The organism is Paenibacillus germinis, assembly GCF_013141785.1.
Classification (GTDB): domain Bacteria; phylum Bacillota; class Bacilli; order Paenibacillales; family NBRC-103111; genus Paenibacillus_E; species Paenibacillus_E phytorum.
Window position 1 is genome coordinate 14,660 of record NZ_WHOC01000061.1, and the last position, 24,499, is coordinate 39,158.

Consider the following 24,499-nt stretch of genomic DNA (forward strand, 5'->3'; position numbering starts at 1 on the left):
TGCGCCGAATCCTACCGCCTTGTTTTTGATTTGTCAATATTTCTTTCTGTTTCTTCCATTCACTACGTAGATGTGAGGTGCTTTGCCATGCCTAGAGTAGTTCCTTTTTAACAACCTTTGAAAAGCAAACTTGCGGTATGTGGGTAGGTCGTTTCCCTCAATGCGAGGATTGAGGTCTATCAATCTTTTTGAAGCATGGCTGAACCCTGAACCCTGAACGCATCAGCAAGACATTAACCAAACATATCCGATACTCTTAGGCTATACATATTTTTAGGGGTCTACGACAACTTGCTTGACAAACGCCGACCTTGCGCAAAAGCGGCGAGAAGCTGGTCGGCAGGATGAAGGCCTGCAATTTGCCCAAGGAGGTGAAGACGAATGATGAATGTGGAGATGACAGTCGTCCGTCCCTTTACACGTGAATTGGACCGTATGGCTTGCTTTGAATTCCTAGCACACCAGGAAGCCTTCGCTCGTCTGCATCTTGCGGTGGAGCATCGTTTTCTGGGGGTACTTACCGGTGAAATTGGTAGGATGATCCCTTCATGTATTCCTGAACTGCAACTAGCTTAAATTCCTCTGTATATTGATTAAATGTCTGTCCTTTTTTAGCCATAAAAAATCCCCTTCAAGTTGCACTCATTCCTCATGGTACCATAAGGTTTTTTTCTGAGTGTCTACTTAAAGGGGATATTACCATGAATGCCCCTATTACCTGCCCTCACCGAGAGTAAATATCGAGTATTTTCAGCTCCCGCAGTATCGAAACCACTTCTTTCATGCTGCCTTTCTCGAACTTTTTCAAAATTTTGTTTACCTGCGTGCGAATCGTGACTTCTTCGACATGCCTCTCTTTGGCGATTTCCTTGTAAGTGAACCCTTTGTAGACGGCCGTGAGGATGCCGAATTCGGTATCGGTCAGTTTGGAAACGATGTTCAACGTGTAGATCAAGCTGTTTTTTTCGTTCTGGAGCTTGGTGAATTCACCCAATATTTTGCCTGCTATTTCAGGCCTCATATACAACCGGTTTTGATGGGCGCTGCGGATCGAATTCAAAATGTCGGCGATGGAGCTCGTTTTAACAATATAATCGACCGCTCCGGCCCCGTAAGCCTTAAATAGGACTTCGTCCTCCTCGTGAATGGTGAGCACGATGATCTTAACATACGGCTTCTCCGCCTTAATGCGGGCGATCGCTTCGATGCCGGCCATCGCGGACTCCATCTCGATATCCATCAGCACGATATCCGGACTGCAGGCGGATACGATACGGACGGATTCCTCGCCGCTGGCAGCCATGCCGATAACCTCGATGTCGGCCTCCCTGTCGAGTATCATCTTGAAATAATCGCGGATATCTTCGATATCATCGGTCACGACGATGCGGATTTCTTCCATTTCCCATCCCCCCTTCCTGCGCCTGCTATCGGCAAAATAACGTCAAATGCCGTGTACTGCCCCTTCTCACTTTCAACCGCTATAAAGCCCAAATGCGCCTCGATGACCCGGAATACGTAAGAAAGTCCGACTCCCCAGTTTTCGTGTTTGGATTTCGTGGAATACAGCGGGTTAAATATTTTTTTCTGTTCTTTCTTGTCGATGCCCGTACCGTTATCGGTAATCCTAATCAGCACCCATTCCTGTTCGGCAGCGATTTCGATGGAAATAAAGCCATTTTCCCTTTTGGCGGCCTTAATGGCTTCGGCGGCATTGACCAGCAGATTGATTAGCGCCTCCGTCAAATGGTACGGATCGGCATAAGCATACACGTCGCGGGCGCGGTACTTTCTGCGTACCTCGATATCGTCGCCGATCCTCGCCTTTTCAAAGGCTGCATCCGCGCATGCCGACACATTGACTTTGGCCGGCTTCACTTTGATTTCCTTCAAAGAATCGAGTACCTTAGCCATATGATTGAGGGAAGTCAAGCTGACTTGCTGAAGCCGCCTGAGGGCCTTCAGACCGTCCTCGTTCCCGAAATTATTTTCGGCCTGCTCCGCCAATATTTTCACGGTAAACATCGTGTTCTTAAACGAATGGAAAACGCCCTTCAAATTAGCATTCAAAGAGCTCACATTGCGGTTGATTTGGCGCTTCATAAAAAAACTGGTCGCATCGATCCCCTTGAACTTGACCAGGATCACGATCATGCCTTGCACGGCGAGCAGCATCACGGCAGGCATCACTTGAAAATAGAAAGCCGGAATCGCGAGCTGCGCCGGAAAGAACAGCATGTTCGAACCGCCCGCTGACAAGTAAAATTGTTTGAAGGGACCCACCGCGAAGACCGATACGAACAAGACGTTCATCAGCCCCAAATTCGCGGCGAGCGAAACAATTTGCTTCCTTTTTAATGTAATGCTCGTCCTCGCCATATGCCTGCACAACAAATAAATCGGATAAAACAAATACAACGCCACCCAGACTAAGTTCAATGCGTCCATCCCGTATAGAGCCGCGGACAAGTCGTGATTCCGGTAAAAGGGGTCTTTTATCCAAATATATGCCAAAAATCTCGTGTCCGGATCGTAGCACCATACGTAAAACAGCGGAGGAAGCGCAAAAGCCACGTAGCGAAGCCATTTGCTGAACCTTCCTGAAGAGCGGTAGGAACTGACGATAAACGTAAAAACGAACTGCGGAATACTGAACAAATAAACGGCTGTCCCCCAGTTTTGCAGCCGGAACGTATCATAGTAGTTGATTTTCAGGGAGCTTAAATACAAATACATTTTATAGTCCAGAAAAAACAGGGCGTTCTCGGGATATTTGTAGGTACCTCCTTTCACGACGTTAAGAATTATGCCAAGAAAGATCAGGTTCAATCCGATGACCATCATGACGAGCAGCCAGGCATAGCGGTTTTTATAGCTGCGTACGATCAAAAATACCGAAAACAGCGTTAACAGAAAAATGGTATAAATCACGGCGATTCTCCTTGGACAAACTTCCTTCAAATTCACTCTAGCAAGAAAAAGGCCGGCTGTCATCCGGTATTTATCTAGGCACAATAAAACCCTGCTGTCCGCCCCGTTCGCAAAAAGCAAACGGAGCCGCCTGTAATCGCGGCCGGCTCCATCGTTTATTTTATATGACGTTTTTAAGCCATTCTGCTATGTTGACCAGAATGCGAACGCGCTCTTCTGTGATCTTCTTGCCTTGCTGCGCCGATACTTCATTGATGTACGCGTCGAGTTGTTTAACCGCTCCAGCCTCGTCCCCTTTATCACGCTTCTCGCGGGTGTGCTCCAGCTTCTTCAGCAGCGACTCTGCTAACCCTTGGGAGCCGGGGCCTTCGATAAACTGCATGGTAAGATTTACTAACGTATCAAAGGCTGCTTCATGCGATTCCTCCATTTCGGACAGCGAGTAAATGCTTTGCGGAGACAACGTAATGGACATGCCGCCCGTTTCGGTGCTGGAAGCAAAGCCGTCTGCGACGTACTTGGCTGCTGCATAACTCTTGATAACCGAGAAATCCCGGTCGCCCGCTTTTAGGGTGATCGTGTGGCTATCCGTTTCGGAGCGGTTGATCAGAATGATTTCCAAATTGCCGTCCGGCTTAAGGAAAGCGAGCGTATACACGTCTCCTCCGTAGGAGCTGGACGGAAGGCTTTCCAGCATCACCGAATTTTGCGGAACTCCGTTATAAAAATGCTTAAGCATGTCATATGTCGGATACCACACTTTGTTCACTTCGTCATAGAGAACGAGAATGCCTCCGGGAGATGCGGAATACGAAAAATAGAGTGTCAAATTCGCGCGGCCATATGTGAGCGTATCGTGCAAAGCTACAGCGTTCTGAATCGCGTGATGCCAGGTCTCTTTTCCCTGCAGATTGATATGGGATTCATTCTCCTGTTCTCCTACGTGAATCCGGACGTTATGCTGACCGGCGAGATCCGTAAAAGCGCTCAGTCCTTTGACCGTCCTATCATAAGCATGATAAGCCAATATATCGTACACGCCGGGATCCGCCGATTCCAACGTTTCTTTGGCATACTTGACGGAAGTATAGTTGCCGGGGCTCGTTTCCGCTGCGATATATTCGGCGAAATAGCCGTTGGCTTCCAGCTTCTGCTTCAGCTTGGCCGTGATGCTCGAATAACGGGCCGGCGACATACCGTAAATATATGTCCCCGAGAAGATGCCGTTCGTCAAATATTTGTAATTCGGCTCATTCGCCACGGAAATATAATCGAAACTAACGCCGTATTGATCTCTGGCATACAGGAAGTAAGCGGCCAGGCTTTCCACGTACTCGTCGTCCATGCCTGCCGGCAGCTCCATCACCTTATTGCTCCAGTCATAATCGAACGGCTTGCCCGCCATCCAGCTCGGAATCCTCCATGGGCTGAAGGAGAGCTTGATGCCGCGGTCCACAAGCTCCCGAAGAGCGAGAAACTCCTCATGCATATCGCCCTGATCACCCGCCGCGAAGGCGCTCCAATCGAATGTTGCGGGATCGTTGTCGTCGTTCGACCGTTCGAGCAAATACCAATAGTTGCGGACCCTGATATGGGTCGTATTCAATTCCGTAAACATCTTATCGTAATACTGGGCATCCGCTGCAGCAAACCCGCGCATCCACAGCGTGTATAGATTGCCGCCCCAGCCCTCGATGGTCTGCCCATAGACAGCCGTATTTACAGAAATGCTTCCTTCTTCGCTGTAGACTTCGAGCTCAAGCAATCTTGCATCCGTGGCGATCGGATAAGCAGATGGGCCCGTAATCATCATTCTCAGCTTGGTTGTAACAACAGGCGAGAATACGATGTCGTTGTATTTCCCCGCATAGCCGTCCTGCCTGTTGCCGCTTACCGAGCCGATCGTTTTCCACGCGCCGCCGTCCCAAACTTGAATATCGTAAGCGGAAATATGCCATCCCGGCACGTTCATGTTCCCGCTCCACACTTTGACGTTTCCGATCGTTACGCCACTCGGCCATTCCAGCTCGTACCAATGAGGCCCTCCGCTTGCCGAAACCCATCTGCTGTCGTTCAGATTGCGGATCCCATCAATCGCCTTCTCCGGAGCGAAGGCCCCTAGCGTGGATACCGAGCTGGCTGCCGCCGTCGCCTGAGGGGCGATATTGATTCCGTTGGCGTAGGTCCGTTTGCTTGGCAGTGCGGTTGGAACCAAGCAACCAAAAATTAACGCGAACATGCTGATGACAACCCATATCCGTTTTCCCATCCCAAGTCCCTCCTTGAATGTTAGCCCTTAATAGCCCCACTCGTCATACCAGCGATGAAATACCTGTTAAGAAACAAATATACGGCGAGCATTGGGATAATCGAAATCATCGTTCCCGCCAGCATCAGATTCCAGGAGCTTGCCGCCTCCCCGGTGCTTTTCAGCGCTACAACCCCAACGGTCAGAGTGCTTTGCTTCGGATTCGAAATGGTGAATATCATAGGCATCAAGTATTCGTTCCACGCTTGTCTGAACGTGATGAGTCCGATCGTCGCAATAATCGGCTTGAGCAAAGGCAGAATGACGTTCCAGAACGTCCGGAAGAAGCTGCAGCCGTCAATTTTGGCCGCCTCGTCGATTTCATGCGGAATCGAATTGACGAAGCTCCGAACGAGAAAAACATTGGCGATATGCAACCCGAAAATTTGAATGATGATAACTCCCCACAACGATGTATGGATATGCAGCAGCTTCGCGATCTCCATCTGAGGGTAAAGTGTGATGCTTCCCAAGGAAAGGAACATCGTACTCGTGAAGAGACCGAAAATCAGCTTTTTCCCGGCAAATCTGCCGCGGGCAAATACGTATCCCGCCATAGTGGAGTTGAACAACACACCGATGACGATAAAAAAGGTAAAGTAGATGCTGTTCCATGTATAGCGCTTGAAATCTGCCAATTCCCATGCCTGCCTGAAATTGTCCAGGGTGAACGACCGGGGCAGCAGCGTCGAACCGGAAGCCAATATTTCCTGATTCGATTTAAACGATGCCAGAAAAACATACAGTAAAGGAAATACCGTAAAAATCAATACTACAAGCAAAAAGCTATATGCGAGCGCCTTGTTCGCAGCCTTCGTCCATCCTCTGTCCAAAGTGATCCCGCCTTCAATAAACTTTGCTCATTCGTCTGGTCAAGACCAAATAAATGATTGTAATGATGCCGATAATGACGGCTGTAACGAGGCCGAGACTCGAAGCGTAACCGATTTGCGCAACCGCTGAGCCTTCACCGTAACGGAAGAAGTACTTGAAAATGTACGTCATGACGACTTCCGTTTGTCCGGCAGGCTGCCCATTCGTCAGGACTAGCACCAGATCGGTCATTTTCAAGCTTCCGATAATCGCAAGCATCCAGACGACCTGCATAACCGGCGCCAGCATCGGAAGCGTAATTTGCATAAACTGCTGTCTCTTATTGGCGCCGTCGATTTGAGCGGACTCGTATAAGTCGGCCGGGATGTTCAGCAAGCCAGATAAGAAGAACAGCAAGTTAATGCCGAAATTTTGCCAGACCGAGGCGATAGCGATGACCAGCATAGCGGTCCACTTGTTGCCGAACCAGTTTACGTGCTCGTCGATCAGCTTCCAATCAAATAGCATATTGTTGACGACCCCTTCAAAAGACGCGAACATAAAGTAAAAGAGCAGACCTATGATCGCTACGCTGACGATATTCGGCATGAAAAACATCGTGCGAAAAAAATGGCGTCCCCGTATATTTCCATGCAGCATCACCGCAAGGAAAAGCGCGAGCGGAATTTCGACAATTAGCTTACCGAACGACAGGATGAACGTGTTCAGGAGACTGTCCCAATAGTTCGGATCTCTCGTAAACAGTCTGACGAAATTCTCAAAGCCGATGTATGTGACCTCGATTCCGTCGTAGTCGAACCAAGCCCAGCGGAAAACCCAGATGATCGGATAGATCGCGAAAATGAAAAAACCGATCAACTGAGGGGAAAGCATCAAATACGATTGAAACGCTTCTTTGCGAAAAAACAATTGCGGCACCTTCTTCCGTGATGCAACAGGGGCCCGGTCTTCCCTGACCGTCCCCCCGTCGAATTACTTGACCTTAATCGAAAAGCTTTCATTTTTGAACGGCTTAAGATCGAGCGAGCCGTCTTTCACGGCTTTCTCTAATGAGCTGTTGTACCGGGCATCAAGATCGGCAATCGCTTTCTCGACAGTCGTTGCGCCAGCCCAAATTTTCATCAATACCTGCTTATAATCCTCGCCCTCGATTTTAACGGATGGCGCTGTCAGCGTCTGGTATGAATTCGAGATGTCCGCAAATTCCTTCCAGCCCTTTTTCTCCGGCTGTTTTTTCGCCATTTTTACGATGCTGTCTTTATAAGGAATAAACTTAGACTCTTCGTAAAGCTTCACGAGCACTTCGTCGGAATTGAACCATTTGAACACTTCCATAACTTTATCTAGATTGTTCTTGCTTGCCGATTTAGAAATATGCGTCCAGCCCGAAGGCTGCGTAAACTCTTTATATTTGATGTTCGGGTCGACGACGGGAATAGGAGCAACTCCCCAATCCATCTTCGCCGGGAACTGATCGTTCAGCACGCCCACATCCCATGAAGCGCCGAGCTTCATGCCGATTCTGCCTTCCGCGAACTGAGCCCTTGCCGGATCGTTGTCCAGCCCTTCCGCGCCCGGAAAGAAGCTCTTGTCTTCTTTGATTTGCATCAGCCATTCAACCGCCGGTTTGAATGCGCCGAATTGGAATGTACCCGACTTATAATCGAAAATTTCATGTCCGACAGAGGAAACGAAGGGCTGAAGCAGCTCCGAATCGAAATATCCGGACCATTTCATCGGAAGAGCGATTCCATACGTTTTTTCTGCCGGATTTGTCAGCTTCTTCGCGTATCCCGCCAACTCCGACCATGTCGCCGGCGGTTTCGCCTCTCCGTTCGCGTCAACGATTCCCGCTTTCTTGAACATCTCTTTGTTGTAGAGCAGCTTGATCGTATTTACGTAAGAAGGCACCAAATACGTTTTGCCGTTATAAGTAAAGCTGGGGTTGTTCAGCAGCCCCTCATAATTTTTAAGGAATTCTTTGCCTCCCGGCATGTCTTCGATGGCAAGCAGCGCGTCTTTCTTGACGTTGTCTCCCAACACGCCCGTAGCTTTGAATAATTCGGGGGCTTGGCCGGAAGTAATGGCCACCTCCAGCATTTTGGCGTAGTCGCCTCCATGAACCGTATATTCAATGTGAATCCCTTTTTCTTTCCCAGTCGAATTATTGAATTGGTCCACCATTTGCGTAACCAGCTCTTTCGAGTGACCGCTATTCGTCCATACCTTGACCGTTTCCATTTTGACTGCCGGTTTGCTGTCCGCGGTTTTTTCTTTTTCGGCGCCGCCTTCCCCGCATCCTGTAAGCGCTGTCATCACAAGCGCGGTCGAGACCAGCAGTCCCGATCCTTTTATTCTATTCATTGCTTGCCCCCCTATTGTTTAGTGATTTCATAGTCATTATAGAATAACGCCCGCAATTAAATAAGTACGAATAAACATCAACAAATTGAACCGTTTTTGTCTTTTTCAACTGGAAATGTTGATAATTATTGCTCTTTTTAGCGAACGAATCAAGCCATTGCAGCCGTTATGGCATCACCAAATAGCAAGTCTATCAAAAACGAGGAATGCTGTTGGACATTTTCCAATATGAGGCGATAAGGGGATTAGAACTACCCAAAAAGCACATAGTATGAAAATATTAATCATTCTTTGTAGGTGCTCTTTAGCTGCGAATAGATGCAAGTCGAATTTTTCTCTACGTGCCAATAAATCCTAACACCGCGGCCGTGGTACCGGATTCCGTCATGAGGTTCTGGTCCCACGCCCCGTATTTTGAAAATAGCGTTCAACACTTCGGAAATCGCTTTGCAAAGGTTATCCTTGTGAATGAATTTACGTCGGACGTAAGGAGATCTTTATAGCCTTCACCGTGATCACCGGCGCTGTCACGCTTTAAACCGATGTTCGTTCCCAAACCGTAAAGAGATAAGATCAACCGTTTTCGCATTGTATACCTGTCCAATATCTCTCGATGTGCCACCGTCTTTAACATTTCTGTAAACGAAATACGTAAATTGGTTTCCTTCAAAATATCCAGCAATCTGGTCATTGGCCAATTAATACAAGAATGGACTCAATGATTTGAATAAACATACGTATAGCCTCCTTATGCGGTTCTGGATCTCGTTACAATCCAACGCTATTATCACGTGCGCTGGAACATTGAAACCGGCTAACGCTATTTCAAAGAACTGCTAGGTTTTGACCAATATCAGTTGCTATCATTTGAAGGCATTCAGCGGTATTGGGCCATTCAGTATCTGACGCAGAACTTTTTAGAATCACAGCGTCAGGACTGGCTGAAGAACGAAAAGCATCTCACTCTTGGAGATGTGGTGTATCGAATTCGGCAGGAGTATTTTGGGCAGGTCATCGTTTACGTGTATCAGCAAGCCCTAGAGAAGACGCCGCTATTCGACATCCCTAGGCATCTTAAGATAACCGCCTAATTTGCTGTTAGCTCCTGCATTTGCAGCATCAGAATATGAAGCACTAAACTGTCAGTCCCTAATACCATTCTACTTTTTGCAACAAATGAGCTAATAGGTTCCCCTACAAATATACCACCGGGTCTTACATTATTTCGATTAGCAACAAAATGTTTTTGGTTATTCTGTCTGATTTGCCAAAAAAGCAAAGTTGCCAAGAACTCGGAGCAAAATTCGCGGATTCATTAGGGGTTTCAATCTAAACTAAAAAAACCGGACCACAGCCCAAAGGCCACAATCCGGTTCAATCTCTTTCGTCTCCTACAAAGTCTCAACTTCCGCAATCTCAATATAATCCATACTTTTCAACTCATCATACACTTCCGAAGCATATTTCCTATCAATATACACGATGAAATGCAGCTCTTGCTGCTCCTTGTTCAGCTCTTTGATGTGAACGCTTTTCATCTTGTAGCCTTTGGCAATGATCGCTTTGATAATCGTAGTTAAGTTGCCGTCATGGGAGACGACGAGCCTCACGCGTAGGTCTTTCATAATCAGCGGTCTTGGACCCATTTTCTTAATAAAATAAGGCAAGAGAACGACGCTAATCATGATTAATACGAGTCCAAAAAAGGCTTCTACAAAGAAACCTGCCCCAACCGCGATGCCAAGTCCAGCCGCTCCCCAGATCATTGCAGCCGTTGTTAACCCGACTATGACATCATTATGCTTACGAAGAATCACCCCTGCCCCGAGGAAACCAATCCCGCTGACTACTTGCGCAGCAAGCCGCATCGGATCCATGACATGAAGTCCCATAACCGCATATTTATTTGCTGATTCGATTGAAACTATCGTCAACAAACAACTGCTCAAGCAAATGACTAAAGAAGTTTTCAGACCTAGCGGTTTATTCCTGATTTCTCGTTCAAGACCAATAATTAAACCGAAAATAGCGGATATCCCTAATCTCATTAAAATGTTTACATCCACGGACAGCATCATTGTAAGTTTCTCCTCCATCTAAATTACCTTTACAATATCTTAACATTCAAATGGAGTATATGACCATTTGTTAATTAAAAAATCATCATATTGGCTCCGAAAACGCGCTTATCTCAAGGCGACACCGGCGCGAGGCTGAAATATGGAGCCGAAGAAGTCGATTTCCGCGCTTTCGGCGGATGTGAGCAACGGAGCTTAGACGATTAGGCGCTAAACACGCGCTTTCGGCTGGCGTCCACCGAAATAGGCTCCGAAAACGCGCTTTTCTCATTGCGACTCCGGCGCAAGGCTGAAATATGGAGCAGGAGAAGCCGATTTCCGCGCTTTCGGCGGTTCTAAGCAACGGAGCTTAGACGATTAGGCGCTAAAAACGCGCTTTCAGCTGGCGTTTACCGAAATAGGCTCCGAAAACGCGCTTATCTCATTGCGACTCCAGCGCGAGGCTGCAATATGGAGCCGGAGAAGTCGATTTCCGCGCTTTTGGCGGGTGTGAGCAATGGAGCTTAGACGATTAGGCGCTAAAAACGCGCTTTCGGCTGGCGTGGGCAATAAAACCCCACAAAACAAAAAGCCCAAGAAGAGTCTACACTCTTCCCAGGCTTTCCCGTTATATCCGAAACCGATATCCCGCGCCCCAGATCGTCTCGATGTATTGCGGGTTGGACGGATCTTGTTCGATTTTCTCGCGCAGTTTGCGAATATGTACTGTCACTGTCGCGATTTCCCCCATGGCGTCCATGCCCCATAGAAGGTCAAAAAGCTGCTCTTTGCTGTACACCCGATTCGGATTCATCGCGAGATGGGTGAGCAGATCGAATTCTTTCGTCGTGAAGACGACTTCTTTCTCGTTTACAAAAACACGGCGTGCTGTTTTATCGATCATCAAACCGCGAATGCGGACCTCGTCATTCCGCGTTTCGCGCCGTCCCATCAGCCGTTCGTAGCGAGCTAAATGGGCTTTTACTCTGGCTACCAGCTCGCTAGGGCTGAAGGGCTTGATCATGTAATCGTCAGCGCCGAGGCCGAGGCCGCGAATTTTATCGATGTCTTCCTTTTTAGCGGAGACCATCACGATGGGAATGTCCTTCTCACTGCGAATACGCCGGCAGATTTCGAAGCCATCCACTTTCGGCAGCATAAGGTCGAGAATAATGAGATCATACTCCGTGGAGAGGGCTCGCTGGAGCCCCTTGTCCCCGCTATTTTCGATATCGACTTCATAGCCGCTGATCTCCAAATAATCCCGCTCCAGCTCGGCAATACTTTGCTCGTCTTCAATAATTAAGATTCGACTCATTCTTCGCTCTCCCCCTGCTGACTAAGCGGTAATGCCATGTACACAGTCGTCCCCCGTCCAATGATACTGGATGCGCTGATTCTCCCGCCGTGCTCTTCCATAATTTGTTTGGCTATCGCCAGTCCAAGCCCGCTTCCTCCGGTAGCTGTGTTACGTGAAGGATCTGCCCGGTAAAAACGATCAAATATATGAGGAAGCGACTCCTCTGATATGCCTTGACCTCTATCTTTTATTTGAATGACGGCATTGCCGTCTATCTCTCTCAACGTTAAGGTAATATGACACTTACCTTCTTCACTATATTTTATCGCATTTTCGATAATGTTCAGCAATACGCGTCTGAGCTTGTCACGGTCTGCCGTTACATATAGCGGTGACTTCGGCAGCTCGGTGAGCGCGAACTGAACCCCTTTTTTCTCCATATCGAACTGCAATTCCTGCGCGCAATCCAACACGTATTGACCGAGATCAACCTTCTCGAATTGAAAGGGCACTTTGCCCAAATCCAGCTTGGAGAACAAAAATAATTCATCAATGAGCCGATCCATATCAGCTGCTTTGTTATAGATGGTTCGAATGTACCGATCCAGCTTGTCTGGGGAATTCGATACACCGTCCATTATCCCCTCAACATATCCTTTAATCGCCGTAACTGGTGTCTTGAGATCGTGGGAAATATTCGAAATAAGCTCCTTGCGGTTCTCTTCATATTGAAGCTGAACCTCCACGGATTTCTTAAGCTTACGCCGCATTTCTTCAAATGCCGTACTAAGCTCACCGATTTCATCATCGGAATGCGGTACAATCTCAAAGTCGAGATTGCCTTCCTTGATCTCCTCCGCTGCACGTTTGAGCGCTCTTAGAGGCCTAATAATACTGCGAGAAACGAAATATGTCAGGACACCATTCGTCAATACAAGAATGAGAATAAACGTAACAATGACAGATTTTGAAAATTGGTGAAGATACTTTTGAAAGGGACCGCCGTCGAGAAAAACGAATACAGAGCCTTTACTTTTATCTGAAAATAAAAAATCCTGCTGCCTAGTTATCCACAGGGAACCATGATTGCGCTGAAACTCACCCTTAGATGTGCCAAAAGAAGGCAGCTTGGAGGTGTCCTCAGCCTCACCCTGCTTAATATACGGTGAAACGTACGTAATCTCTTTATCCTTCCGGATGATAATGCCCATATTAATTTTGTGGAATCTTTCTTCTAGATCCTTCACAAAAACAGGATCCAGAAAAACCTCCGGTTCCGTATCCGTCTTCGCTTTCATATAAGCGACATTTTCAAGCTCTTGATCAACAACACGCTTGATCGGATTGCCTTGGGAGAAATCAACCTGAAAGACGGACTTCAGATTCCCAAACGTTGCGACGCTGATTAAGATCACGGCTAGTACGGAGAGCACTAGTGGTACAAGCAGCATGGCTATATAAGAAAGTACCAGCCGTAAACGAATCGACATCCGGATCAAATCTCCTTTTTATCAAACAAATAAAATCCTGCTGTAAAAAACAATATACTACACGCCATCAAAAACATAAAGATGCTGCTCATCTTGCCAATGGCCATGGAGCTGCCAATCCAGAGCATATGCCAATCTGTGTAAGCTGTTGGCGAGTAGGTTGCAATCTGCGGAATGAAAAAAGCAGCTACTTTAAACGCCAAATAAAGAAGAATGCTAACGGTCAATGCGGAGCTGCTGCTGGAGAAGAACTGCGCGAGAAGCACGGCTGCAATACTGAGCACAAGCAGAGGAATGAATGCTGAGCCATAGGCGAGGAACCAAGTAAGTACTGTACTTACGCCTCCGAAGTCTTGGAAAAATAAGGCGGATACGATCGAAGCCAGCAAACCTGCAATTAAATAAAGTGCAATGTACACGCCCAGCGCAATTTGCTTGGATGCAAAGACCTTAAACCGAGTGATGGGCCGAGTGAGCGTATTCTTCATCGTGCGTTCACCCATCTCACCAGCGAATACATCCGCGGCTCCCATGAATACGAACAAAGGCAAGAATATACTCGTAAACAAACCAAGCATGACGATAGGGAAATCACCCGATGCAATGGCTCCGATGCCGATGCCGCTTTGAAAGCGTGCAAGCAATAAGCCTGCAATAACCGGAAGAAGCAGCGTAATAGCTAGGAAGAAAATGGTTTTCTTCTTCGATACGAGTTTGATCGTTTCGTTCCAGACGTTGGCGGTTAAGCTATGCATGGGCAGCGAGCCTCCTGACTTCATTGATTTCGCGCAAGTACGCTTCTTCCAGCGTCGCGCTGCCTTTGGATAATTCGGATACGAGTCCCTCGCGAACAAGCCGTCCTTGGTGAATGATGCCCATGCGATTGCACATCAGCTCCATTTCATGAATGAGATGGCTGGAGATAAGGAAAGTAATTCGCTCTTCACGCGCTAAGTGCATGATGATTTCACGAATATGAACCATCCCTTCAATATCGAGGCCATTGGTCGGCTCATCGAGAATTAGCAGTTCAGGCTTCGATAGCATGGCTGCCGCTAGTCCGAGCCGCTGCTTCATGCCCAGTGAGTAGCCCGCAACCTTTTCGTGCTGAAAAGGGGTGAGTCCAACGATCTCCAGCACTTCATCCACTCGGTGCTTGCCGATTCCAGGATAAAAGCGCGCCGCTAGCTCCAGATTCCGCTTCCCGCTCATATAGGTATAAGCTTCAGCAGTTTCAATCAACACGCCAACCTTCGCCATTGCCTGCTCATAATGCGTAGACACATCATGGCCGAACAGCTTTACTTCGCCTTGCTGTGCTCTGGTTAAACCAGTCATGATCTTCATCACTGATGTTTTACCGGCGCCATTGGGTCCGAAGAAACCATAGATATCGCCTTGCTGCACGGTCATATTCACTTGATGGATGCCGCGCAAATTTTTGTAAGTTTTCGTGAGGTTCTTAATTTCTACTACAGGCTTCATGAACGGGCCGCCTTTCAGGATGAATGAGGAGGTCAACGATCGTTGAGTCCTCCTCTCGTCTTTCTATTAATGCTTCTCTCCCCAGTTTTTGCGGGAATTCTCATCAAACTTCACATTTTCCACTTGTTTTCCGTTCAAATCAATCGTATCCGGCGTTGTCGAGTTCAGGCTAGATAGTGTCATATCAACACTCAAGACCACATCATGCGCTGCCCCCTGAGCATCTTTACCGGAAATATGAATTTGTGCCGTTTGATTCGTAATGTGGTTATCCGCGTCCACACTTGCATTCATTTCGACCTCATCCATTTTGATGTCTGTTACAAGCTGAGGCAGGCTGTTTTTGAGTGTTGTTACATCTACACCAAGGGTATCCGCTTTAGCCGGTAGAGGACGGTGACTGTTCTCAACAGTGCCGTGTTTAATAACCAGCGAGCCAATTGTGTTCACAACAGGTGAAATCTGACTACCGGACAGTTTGAAATGAATGTCCTTCACGTTACCAGGCGCTTCACTCATAGTTACATAGTTCTTCAGGTTACCAACCAATGCATCGACTACATTTTCCACTTCGCTAATCACTTGTGGGTCAGGTGTGTGGTTTGCGCGTTCATGCCCTTTGAATTTGTCCGGCATGCCCTCACCTTCCAGCACTTTATACACCTCGGAATCTTCTGTCTTTACAATTTGCTTCCCATCTTGGCTATAGAAATGAATGGTTTGCTCATCCGTTCCACTTTTCACTGTAACTACTGCGCTGCCGGCGTGATCGACACCTGTGCTCTTAATCGTTGATTTCACATTGAGTAATGAAGCTCCATTGTCCTGTAGAGATACGTTCACCTGGCGAGTCACATTCTCCACTGCTGCTGTCTTTTTGAATGCTGATTTGAATGTTTCATACCCGGGAGCGTCTCCCACACCTGCATATACCGAGGTCACTAGCATCATGCTGCCTACCGCAACGCCTAATCCCATCATCGCTAACTTCTTATTCATATCTTATTTCCTCCGCGTATTCATACGCTTTATCTAATTTGGATGCGTTCCTCGCTTCCATGTATTCATCTTATCCCCTCCGCATTAACTGCCTCTAAATCACCTATTAACCGTGCCTAAAACAATTCTTAAAACTTTATTAAAAAAAGCCTCCAAAACCGCGATATCTGCGGATATGAAGGCTTCAAATATGGGTCAATAGCTAGTATTGCTGCTCTTTTTCTCTCATCATAAGCATCCCGGAGTGGGTTAGCTGGATATCTACTTTTATATCGCCTAATTGATAATTTTCCAGCGGTTTCTCTCCGTTAGTTGTAAGCTTAGACCACTCAGGAAAAGCTTGTTTATATAATACATGTTCTAGCTGATAGACATCCGTATCACGGCTTCTTCCCTGCTTAAACGTTTGTTCGATTTCCTCTGCGATTTGTTTGACAACCTGTTTTTTCAGCGTATCTTCATCAACGTTCTCCAGCAATTCGGCAACGATTGCCTTGGCTTCGATATGAATATCGAATAAAGGTTGATCTCCTTCCATTCGAGATGTAATGCGGGCTTCAGGCTTCTGAATAGAAACAGATAGTCCAGCTTTCCCATTTATATAAACGACTAAAGGTGTACGGACGGTGCTTTTTTCTAACCAACGCGCACCTTTGAATTCATCCTCTGACAGCCATTCCACATGATTTTTTTTAGCAATTGCATAAACACCGCTGACTTCTAATTTAGGATCTGTTTTTTTATTTTTCACCCACACGTCCTTACGAATGGCCAAGGTGGGCATCATCACCGTGTTCCCAGGCTCTCTGGTTAGGGCAGCAACCCTATACAATTTGAGCGGTCGAATATAAGAACGTTGAAGGTAATTTTCTACAGGCTGCATAAGAATAGAAGACAGAGGGGAGACATTAAAAAAAGGGATGACCGAAAAAATCGTCTCTATAGGCTCATCCGTACTATAAACCCATTGGGTATACCTCGTTTCACCATAACGTACGGAACTATCAGTAAAATTACCTACACCTTGCTTAAGTGCCTCTCTTGTAAAAACATAAGCTCCTACATGTCCCCAAAAGACTCGCTGCTGTGTTGTTTTGTACAAACGGGTGTAAGCATCATCAACCGTGTCCCCTTCCTCTTGTCCAACCCAAATCATGGAAGGTCCTCCTTTACCGCCCTCCTGTTTAGCCACGCTGGAGAAGTCTAACATTTGGCAGTATACGACATAGCGCCCTTTTTGATAATCGAAGCCTATCGCAGTAATGTAATTCGTATCTTGGATCGTCTTTATATCCCAACAGCCTGTCTGACTTACCAGAAGCAGCATTCCGAAGACCAGTCGCCCTAACCCTTTCGTTATCATGAGGACTCCCCGCCTTGGCGTGTGTCATCCTTCGTATGTAATGCCTTCGGTCTTCGCTTCATTTTGTTCCACGGCTTGGCCAATACGGAAGAGATAATATCCCTGAACTGAGGTGGCGACAAGGGCGATAAGTAAGGCACTCCGAATGATTCTAATGTTGACAAATATAAAACGAGCCCCATGAGGGATACCATAAACCCGTAAATACCAAAAATTGTGGATATGATTAAAATTATGATCCGCAGCACGGTAATCGTTCCCGCTAGCGATTGATTCACTAGGGTGTACATCGATATCGTCGAAATGGAGGTCACCACTAATGTTGTAGGGCTCGTAATTCCCGAACGTATCGCGGCGTCCCCAACAATAAGCCCGCCAACGACAGTGACCGTTTGACCTACCACCTTGGGCAGCCGCGCTCCCGCTTCACGAAACATTTCGAACAGCAGCAGCATGATAATAAAATCCATCGGACCTGACAAGGGTAAACCCAACCTGGATGTAGCGATAGTAGCTACTAACGGATACGGGATTTGGTCCAGATTAAAGGCGGATAGTGAAATCCAAAAACCAGGCAATAAGGCTGAAACGATCAACCCGCCTATACGCAAAATACGTTCGAACGCGACATAATAGTAGGGGGCATGCACATCTTCAGGGGATTTCAATATAAACATCAAATTCGCCGGCGCAATAACAACCATGGGGGAACCGTCCACGATGACCGCGAATCGTCCGCGCAGCAAACAATCCGCTATATAATCGGGTCTTCCCGCATAATCCAATAGAGGAAAGAATGGGTATTTGCGCCCAGACATCTCACCTTCTAATTGCGAGCTGCTAATCAGGGCATCAACGTTAATAGCTTGAAGCCGCTGCTTTGCTTCCTGGAGGATATTAGCATTTATTACATCGTCTATATAGAGGAGAGCTAACGAGGTGTTACTTCTCGTTCCAATTTGCATTTTTTCAACGCAAAAACTGCGCGTCAGCAAGCGTTTGCGAACGAGCGCGATATTCGTAACTATGCTTTCTGTAAAGGCATCTCTCGGACCTTTGATGGAAGTCTCTGTACTTGATTCCTCTGGTGAGCGATTGGGAGGCGCAGAAATATCCAGTGCATACAGCAATTGCGTCTCTTCGAAAAATAAGATCAGCGATCCTGCATACAATGAAACTGTCATTGACTCCATGGCATTAGGACCCGTAATTTCAATCAATTGAAGCATCGTATTCACATCTAGCTTAGAGGCGTTAGCATCAACTTCATTTTTGAATAAACCTTCAAGCTTAGGCAGTACGAGATTCTCGATATGATCCATATTGGTCATACCCTCACAGTACATGAGTAACACTCGCCCCTTCGGATGAGCTTCCGATAATCGGTAAGATTTCACGATGACATCATCAGACAACGCAAACCAATCCCGTAAATCCTGCTCATGCATTAGGCATTCTTCTCCTTTCGTTTCCCCGGCAGGATAGACATCACAAGCAAGACAAGAAGCAAGCTTAAGCCTATTCCAAACATAATGGGATAATATCTATTTTGAATTAGATGCACCATCTGGTTGTCTGTAACTGGGTACAAGCTCGCCGCTAGCAACAACAGGCTGATCCCTATCAGCATTAGAGTCCGTGTGCGCTTCTTTTGAATACCAATTAGATCCACACTAAGAAACATTAGTATCGACGTCCGGACACAAGCCCCTGATATCCATTGGAAAATAGACAAGAAATCCAAATGGGAAATATATTTTCCCAAGGTCACCATACGCCATTGTTCAAAAGCTGGATATCTTAAATCCGCGGCTTCAAAGGGGCCAAATATGGCAATGGAGCCCGTTAACGGTCCTATGGTAAGTCCAATCATACATGCTGCAAGAATCAATAAAGCCGACAGCCGGATGCGCGTATCGACATGATGCTGGAGGAATACGATAACTAGCAGTTCGAAGGAGGCGCCGCAAGTGAGCATGATGGATGTAAGTGTAGGTCCATAACCGTGTGTAAATAAAGGCGTAAGAAGGCTGTAATCTTTATATTGGAAATTAGCTCCCATCACAAAAAAACCAAGAAGAGCTACAACCGGTAGCAATATGCCTGAGGTGATTGCAATCGCTCGCAGCCCTGATCTCGCCGCGAAAAAGCAAAAGATCATAAACAGAAGACTAATCATAAATGGCGGTGTCCGAGGTAAATAGGTCACATGTGTCCATGTCACCATATCTTTTATCGTTATTATCGAATGCGCAAAACAAATGGCAATAAGACCTAGTTTGAATGGAAAAACGACCACTTTTCCAAATTTTTGTTTGATCCACTCCATCATATTCTGCTGTTTCACACGTTTAACAACGATATAAAGTAGACATACCCATATGAGCAAAGGAATCAAGGCGACCGCTGCGCCGAACCAGGAATCACGCTTACCAAAATGCAGCAGCACCGGAATTAATAAGACATGGTTCGTAATGCCAATGGATAGGATTAAGATATAATATAATTGAAGCGCGGTAATTTTCTTGGTTCCAGACATAAGCTATTCTCCCGCATTGGTATTAGGTGGAAACTTTTTATAAGTTAAGATTTCCTATTCATGTGGAATTATGCGGTGCGACAAATTAGATTTAGTCGCCTATCGAAATTAGGTCTTCAATCGATTGCAAAAAGAGAAGAGAGGGTGTAAATTTAATGAATAATTACATCGTACGTGAGCTTGGTGAAGGGGTGGGGTGAAAGGATGTTTACGGAAGAAGAAAAGAAAGGCTTGTACAAGAGCATTTATACAAGACGAGATGTACGAACATTTTTATCGGATCCTATCCCGGAAGAAACAATAATGAAATTGTTAAATGCAGCGCACCATGGTCCTTCAGTTGGATTTATGCAACCCTGGAATTTTATAATCATTTCTACGGATAAAGTGAAAGAGCGTTTGGCTTGGGCGGCAGATAAAGAGAGACGAGCTTTGGCTATTCATTATGAAGATACACGTCAAGACGAATTTCTAAATCTCAAGATCGAAGGCATCAAACAAGCCCCAATCACGATTTGTGTTACTTGTGACCCAACACGCGGCGGTTCTCATGTGCTAGGAAGAAATTCTATACCAGAAACCGATATCATGTCTGTTGCTTGCGCGATTCAAAACATGTGGTTAGCAGCATGTGCAGAGGGATTAGCTATGGGCTGGGTAAGCTTCTATAAGAAAAATGATGTGCGAGATATCCTAGGAATACCTCCTCATATTGATCCTGTAGCATTGCTATCCATTGGATTCACAGAAAATTATCCAGAGAAGCCCATTTTGGAGACAGCCAACTGGGAAAAACGCAGGAGCCTGAATAATTTGATATTCAGCGAGACTTGGGGAAATTCAAAAAGTTGACCAGTAATGAGGTCTAAAATAAGAAACACGGCTTGCGCCTGAAGCATTCGCATACTTATCCGTGTAAAGTTGAGCTTTGTACAACTTTAAGCAAGCTAAACCGCGTATTCCAACCGAATGTTGCAACTATGCTCAATTGAGGTTGCTAGATGAATAAATCCATGTTCACGGATGAATGATGTTGTAGAAAGTGCAACAATTGCTACCTACATCTCGCCTTTTTCCATTAGTTGTTGCATTATGTACAACAACAATTTGGTCCTATAAAGGCCATTTCGCAACAACTTGGGCTAAAAATGTTGTACAAACTGCAACTTCAAGTTGCAAAATAGCCTTTAGGCGTGCAAATTGTTGTATAAAATACAACATTTGTAACCACTATAGCCCATTTGCCCTAACGAAAGCTGAATGACTCTAAAATCGGATCTTATCTATCAAGAAAAGCCGCCCTCCGATTAATCGGAAGGCGGCTTTGTGCATCCTATTTTTATATTAGAATGTTGCAAGAATGATGACCAACAGAATGTACAGTACCAATACGACAGCTGTGCTAGAATATCCTACGCCTGACATGGTGCTTCCTCCCTTCTGCCTGCAAGAACCTTTTCTTTGTTGTTGCTCGATATATCCTATGTCGGGCAGGGCAGATAGGTATGGACGTATGTCTATTTGTTCAGGAGAAAAGGTGTCAATTCACCTAGATAGAATACGTCTAGGTGATGAAGTGCGCGGGTACAAGCGGTGTAAAACAGCTTGCGTTCCTTCGCTTCCGCGTAGACAGCCGCCCCGGCATCGTAGAGAATAACGGCGTCGAACTCGAGCCCTTTGGCGAGGTACGCCGGCAGGATCATGACGCCTGCCTCATAGTGCAGCGTCTCTTTGGTGATCCGCGCGAGTCCCGGCAGCAGCGGCTTAAGGCTGGCGTGCGCACTCCGCGTCTCGCGCTCGGTCTTGCAAATGATCGCGACGGAGCTTGCGCCGCCGTCGCGTCTGGCCTTGGCCGCCTCAGCCACGAGGCGGCTGAGTTCGGTCTCGTCCGCCGCGCGCAGTACACGCGGCGCCTCGCCGCTGCGGCTGAACGGCTCGATCGGCTCGCCGCCCGGCAGCACACGACTAGCGAAATCGACGATTTCGCGCGTCGAGCGGTAGCTCTTGACGAGGCGGATTGTCTCCGTCTCGTCTTCCTTCATCAGCTCGCTAATGGAGCTGTACTCGCTCGTTTGCCCCTCGCCATCCGTACTGCTGCTCGCGTTTGCATGCGTGAAGATCCCTTGATTCCAGTCCCCGAGCAGGGTGAACCGAGCACGTGGGAACAGCTTTTTCAAGTACGCATAGTGAAATGGCGAGTAATCCTGCGCCTCATCCACGAGACAATAACGGATGGTACCTACACGCAGTTGACCCTCAACAAGGCCCTTCAAATAGACAAGAGGTGTCGCATCTTCGTAATGCAGCATTCCCCCAGCAAGCGCATCAGCCGTGAAGGTACTTATCGTATCCCAAGCTGCGGGTAGACGCTGCTCCGAATGGCGCATAAGCTCTTGATGTAGTTCACTATTCGTATAAAGATCTTGATACATCCCGAGCACGTCCACATAAGCGAGCTTTCGCGCCTTCTCCTTAAGTGGAGCGATCGCTTTATGCGCTTTGACCTTGCTCATCTTTTTCATCTCTGTCTCGGTGCCCAAATATTTCGGTTCCCGCACCATTTTACGATAAAACCTCTTCTGTACATCCGCTTGAAACTCATCCAGCTTCTCCAGCATCCACTCCGATAATTGTTCCATCCGTTCACCCAGAGCAAGAATAGAGGATTTGCTGTAAAACCGTTCGCTAAGCTCATCCGCAGTAATCAACACTTTCTTACCTACGGATAAATCGAGAAAACGAATTCCGCCATTTTTCAGTTTCTCTCCGTAGGCCTCAATGACGCTGAGAAAAGCAGCGGATGCTTTGTAATGAATGCTTTGCAGCCGCGCTGCATAGGCGGGATCTTGATCCGTCCCCGTAAGGATGAACTCTAATTGATCGTAGGGATCTTCCAGCGTCAGACCCATGTCGTTTAATTTATGTGTTAAATAGTCTTGGAATGTTGTCTGCTGCATGGTAGCTTCGCCTAGCTCCGGCAGTACGTGAGAGACGTAGTCGCTGAACAAGGAGTTCGGCGAGAACAAAATCATATTGTCGGCGCTAAGCGTTGTCCGATATTTGTAGAGCAAATACGCGATTCGCTGCAGCGCGACGGAGGTTTTGCCGCTGCCGGCCGCCCCCTGCACGACTAGCACCTTGTGCCGATCATCGCGGATGATCTGGTTCTGCTCGCGCTGGATCGTCGTGACGATACTGTGCATCTTCTCGTCGGCACTGCGGCTCAGCATCTGCTGAAGCATCTCATCACCGATGGAGATCCCTGTATCGAACACATCCTGCAGCACGCCGGCTTTGATGATGTACTGCCGCTTGAGCATCAGCTCGCCGCTGACATCCATCTCCGGTGTCCGATATGTCGCTGGACCCGGCGGATAATCATAGAACAGGCTGGCTATGGGCGCACGCCAGTCGTAGATAAGAATTTCATCCGTCTTTGCATCTATAAAAGATGTCAATCCGATGTAAATCTTCTCGCGCTCCTGCTCCCCGCGCTCCTTGAAATCAATGCGGCTGAAATACGGCGCATCGACAACACGCTGCAGCTTACGCAGCGCATCCTGCGCCAAGCGATAGCTGCGTTCTTGGCCCTGCAGCACATGCTCCTGCTGGGCCATACTCGCTGCCGTCTCAATCAAATCATCCGCATTATCCGCATTCACTGAGATATCATCCCAAAAGCTGCGGCCAATCGCTGTCGCTTCCGATCGGCGCTCATCCACCGTTTGGCGCAGCTCTTCAATTCGCTGCTGTATATTGGCACGTACAGAGGCAACGCGCTGCGTTTCCCTCTCCCGTTCTTCGTTCTCTATAGGCATACGGTCTCACTCCACTTCTATCTATTTATATACCCCGTGGATCACCTCTTCAAACTCAGGCTCTTCCATATGTACATCGTCCATATCGCCCCAGCTGCTGACGATACGCAGCACTTCCATCGCTTTCAGCTCCTGGCGGTTGCAAGCGATCGTGAGACTATTCGCTTCTTGCTCCACCACACGAAACGGAAGCTCCCAACTAGTTGGGACTTGAATATCGCCTCGATAAGTGACCTTCATCATCGTCGGTAAGCCAATGCGATCCCGCAGCTCATCGATCGACCCGTCATAGCCAATTTGCCCATGATTAATGACGATGACTCGTTTACACAATTGCTCGATATCATCCATATCATGCGTTGTCAGCAGAATCGTCTTACCGAAATCTCGATTTAATGTCTGAAGAAAGCCGCGAATGTTTCGCTTGGCGACAACATCCAACCCGATGGTAGGCTCATCCAGAAACAAAATATCCGGATCATGCAGCATCGAAGCCGCCAAATCGGCCCGCATCCGCTGCCCAAGGGAAAGCTTCCGGACAGGTGTATCCATCAGCTCCTTCAGTTCAAGAAGCTCAGTCAATTCGCCTAATCTGCGGCGTGCGGTGCTTTCCTCCACCCGATACATCGCCGTTAGAATTTCATAGGAATCCTTAACCGGCAAATCCCACCACAGCTGACTGCGCTGACCGAATACAACGCCAAGCTGCTTTACGACTCGTCTTCGATGCTTCTGAGGACTATAGCCGTGAATAAGCACTTCGCCGGAGGTTGGGTGTAGAATGCCGGTGAGCATTTTGATCGTTGTAGACTTTCCTGCTCCATTAGGTCCAATATACCCGACGAACTCTCCAGATTCAATCTCGAAGCTTACATCGCGTACAGCTTCCTTCTCTTTATAGGCTCGTGAGAACAACGTTCGAATACCTGAGAACTTACCATCTTTGACTATCGGAGTTTGGAAAGTTTTGCGTAAATTCGTTACGGTTATCATGTTTCTTGTGATCCCTCC

20 protein-coding genes and 1 pseudogene are annotated in these 24,499 nt (G+C 47.2%); 3 read left to right on the plus strand and 18 right to left on the minus strand.

The genetic code is table 11. From position 1 onward, the window contains the following. The first annotated feature begins 381 nt into the window (after nt 1-381). Nucleotides 382-576 carry a hypothetical protein gene (locus GC102_RS11510; RefSeq protein ID WP_171689659.1) on the plus strand — a complete coding sequence of 65 codons (195 nt, stop codon included), beginning with the start codon at nt 382-384 and terminating at the stop codon, nt 574-576. 148 nt (nt 577-724) lie between these two features. On the opposite strand, the gene GC102_RS11515 is transcribed toward GC102_RS11510, so the two are convergent. The 7 genes and pseudogenes from GC102_RS11515 to GC102_RS11545 all read right to left on the minus strand — a co-directional run. Continuing rightward, the gene (locus tag GC102_RS11515; protein ID WP_171689660.1) at nt 725-1,402 is read right to left on the minus strand and encodes a response regulator transcription factor; all 678 of its coding nucleotides are present in this window, start codon (nt 1,400-1,402) and stop codon (nt 725-727) included. Next, nucleotides 1,378-2,931 carry a sensor histidine kinase gene (locus GC102_RS40315; protein ID WP_171689661.1) on the minus strand — a complete coding sequence of 518 codons (1,554 nt, stop codon included), beginning with the start codon at nt 2,929-2,931 and terminating at the stop codon, nt 1,378-1,380. Before GC102_RS40315 ends, GC102_RS11515 begins: the two co-directional genes overlap by 25 nt. 160 nt (nt 2,932-3,091) lie before the next feature. Then, nucleotides 3,092-5,200, minus strand: coding sequence for a galactose-binding domain-containing protein (locus GC102_RS11525; RefSeq protein WP_171689662.1), 2,109 nt, complete (start codon nt 5,198-5,200; stop codon nt 3,092-3,094). Between the two features lie 20 nt (nt 5,201-5,220). Then, on the minus strand, nt 5,221-6,072 hold the full coding sequence (locus tag GC102_RS11530) for a carbohydrate ABC transporter permease (protein WP_171689663.1): 852 nt from the start codon (nt 6,070-6,072) through the stop codon (nt 5,221-5,223). A 13-nt stretch (nt 6,073-6,085) separates the two neighbouring features. Further along, nucleotides 6,086-6,982, minus strand: coding sequence for a carbohydrate ABC transporter permease (locus GC102_RS11535; RefSeq protein ID WP_216628030.1), 897 nt, complete (start codon nt 6,980-6,982; stop codon nt 6,086-6,088). A gap of 63 nt (nt 6,983-7,045) precedes the next feature. Further along, on the minus strand, nt 7,046-8,437 hold the full coding sequence (locus GC102_RS11540; RefSeq protein ID WP_171689664.1) for an ABC transporter substrate-binding protein: 1,392 nt from the start codon (nt 8,435-8,437) through the stop codon (nt 7,046-7,048). Nucleotides 8,438-8,736: 299 nt separating this feature from the next. Continuing rightward, nucleotides 8,737-9,134, minus strand: a pseudogene (locus GC102_RS11545) (Tn3 family transposase); the annotation flags it as partial. 160 nt (nt 9,135-9,294) lie between these two features. Here GC102_RS11545 and GC102_RS11550 point away from each other — a divergent pair. Next, nucleotides 9,295-9,528: a hypothetical protein gene (locus GC102_RS11550; RefSeq protein WP_171689665.1), complete on the plus strand. Its 234-nt coding sequence runs from the start codon at nt 9,295-9,297 to the stop codon at nt 9,526-9,528. Between the two features lie 300 nt (nt 9,529-9,828). Here the strand turns inward: GC102_RS11550 and GC102_RS11555 are convergent, their stop codons facing one another. From GC102_RS11555 to GC102_RS11595, 9 genes are all read right to left on the minus strand, one after another. Beyond that, on the minus strand, nt 9,829-10,512 hold the full coding sequence (locus GC102_RS11555) for an MgtC/SapB family protein (protein ID WP_376769363.1): 684 nt from the start codon (nt 10,510-10,512) through the stop codon (nt 9,829-9,831). A 610-nt stretch (nt 10,513-11,122) separates the two neighbouring features. Then, nucleotides 11,123-11,812 (minus strand): response regulator transcription factor, encoded by a 690-nt coding sequence (locus GC102_RS11560; RefSeq protein ID WP_029194561.1) that lies wholly within the window; start codon nt 11,810-11,812, stop codon nt 11,123-11,125. Next, entirely contained in the window at nt 11,809-13,284 is a 1,476-nt protein-coding gene (locus GC102_RS11565; protein ID WP_171689666.1) for a sensor histidine kinase, read from the minus strand. Before GC102_RS11565 ends, GC102_RS11560 begins: the two co-directional genes overlap by 4 nt. Nucleotides 13,285-13,289: 5 nt before the next feature. Further along, nucleotides 13,290-14,039 carry a DUF2705 family protein gene (locus GC102_RS11570; RefSeq protein ID WP_171689667.1) on the minus strand — a complete coding sequence of 250 codons (750 nt, stop codon included), beginning with the start codon at nt 14,037-14,039 and terminating at the stop codon, nt 13,290-13,292. Continuing rightward, complete coding sequence (locus GC102_RS11575; RefSeq protein WP_171689668.1) at nt 14,032-14,769, minus strand: ABC transporter ATP-binding protein; 738 nt, start codon at nt 14,767-14,769, stop codon at nt 14,032-14,034. Before GC102_RS11575 ends, GC102_RS11570 begins: the two co-directional genes overlap by 8 nt. A gap of 66 nt (nt 14,770-14,835) precedes the next feature. Next, nucleotides 14,836-15,768 carry a hypothetical protein gene (locus GC102_RS11580; RefSeq protein WP_171689669.1) on the minus strand — a complete coding sequence of 311 codons (933 nt, stop codon included), beginning with the start codon at nt 15,766-15,768 and terminating at the stop codon, nt 14,836-14,838. Between the two features lie 202 nt (nt 15,769-15,970). Then, nucleotides 15,971-17,131, minus strand: a complete 1,161-nt coding sequence (locus GC102_RS11585; RefSeq protein WP_171689670.1) for a Ger(x)C family spore germination protein — start codon at nt 17,129-17,131, stop codon at nt 15,971-15,973. After that, on the minus strand, nt 17,128-18,579 hold the full coding sequence (locus tag GC102_RS11590; RefSeq protein WP_171689671.1) for a spore germination protein: 1,452 nt from the start codon (nt 18,577-18,579) through the stop codon (nt 17,128-17,130). Before GC102_RS11590 ends, GC102_RS11585 begins: the two co-directional genes overlap by 4 nt. Beyond that, complete coding sequence (locus tag GC102_RS11595) at nt 18,579-19,670, minus strand: endospore germination permease (RefSeq protein ID WP_171689672.1); 1,092 nt, start codon at nt 19,668-19,670, stop codon at nt 18,579-18,581. Before GC102_RS11595 ends, GC102_RS11590 begins: the two co-directional genes overlap by 1 nt. A gap of 204 nt (nt 19,671-19,874) precedes the next feature. On the opposite strand from GC102_RS11595, the gene bluB reads away from it, so the two are divergent. Further along, nucleotides 19,875-20,522 carry a 5,6-dimethylbenzimidazole synthase gene (gene bluB, locus GC102_RS11600; RefSeq protein ID WP_171689673.1) on the plus strand — a complete coding sequence of 216 codons (648 nt, stop codon included), beginning with the start codon at nt 19,875-19,877 and terminating at the stop codon, nt 20,520-20,522. A gap of 665 nt (nt 20,523-21,187) precedes the next feature. Here bluB and helD read toward each other — a convergent pair. Then, entirely contained in the window at nt 21,188-23,488 is a 2,301-nt protein-coding gene (helD, locus tag GC102_RS11605; protein ID WP_171689674.1) for an RNA polymerase recycling motor HelD, read from the minus strand. Between the two features lie 21 nt (nt 23,489-23,509). Continuing rightward, nucleotides 23,510-24,481: an ABC transporter ATP-binding protein gene (locus GC102_RS11610; RefSeq protein WP_171689675.1), complete on the minus strand. Its 972-nt coding sequence runs from the start codon at nt 24,479-24,481 to the stop codon at nt 23,510-23,512. Between the last annotated feature and the right edge of the window lie 18 nt (nt 24,482-24,499).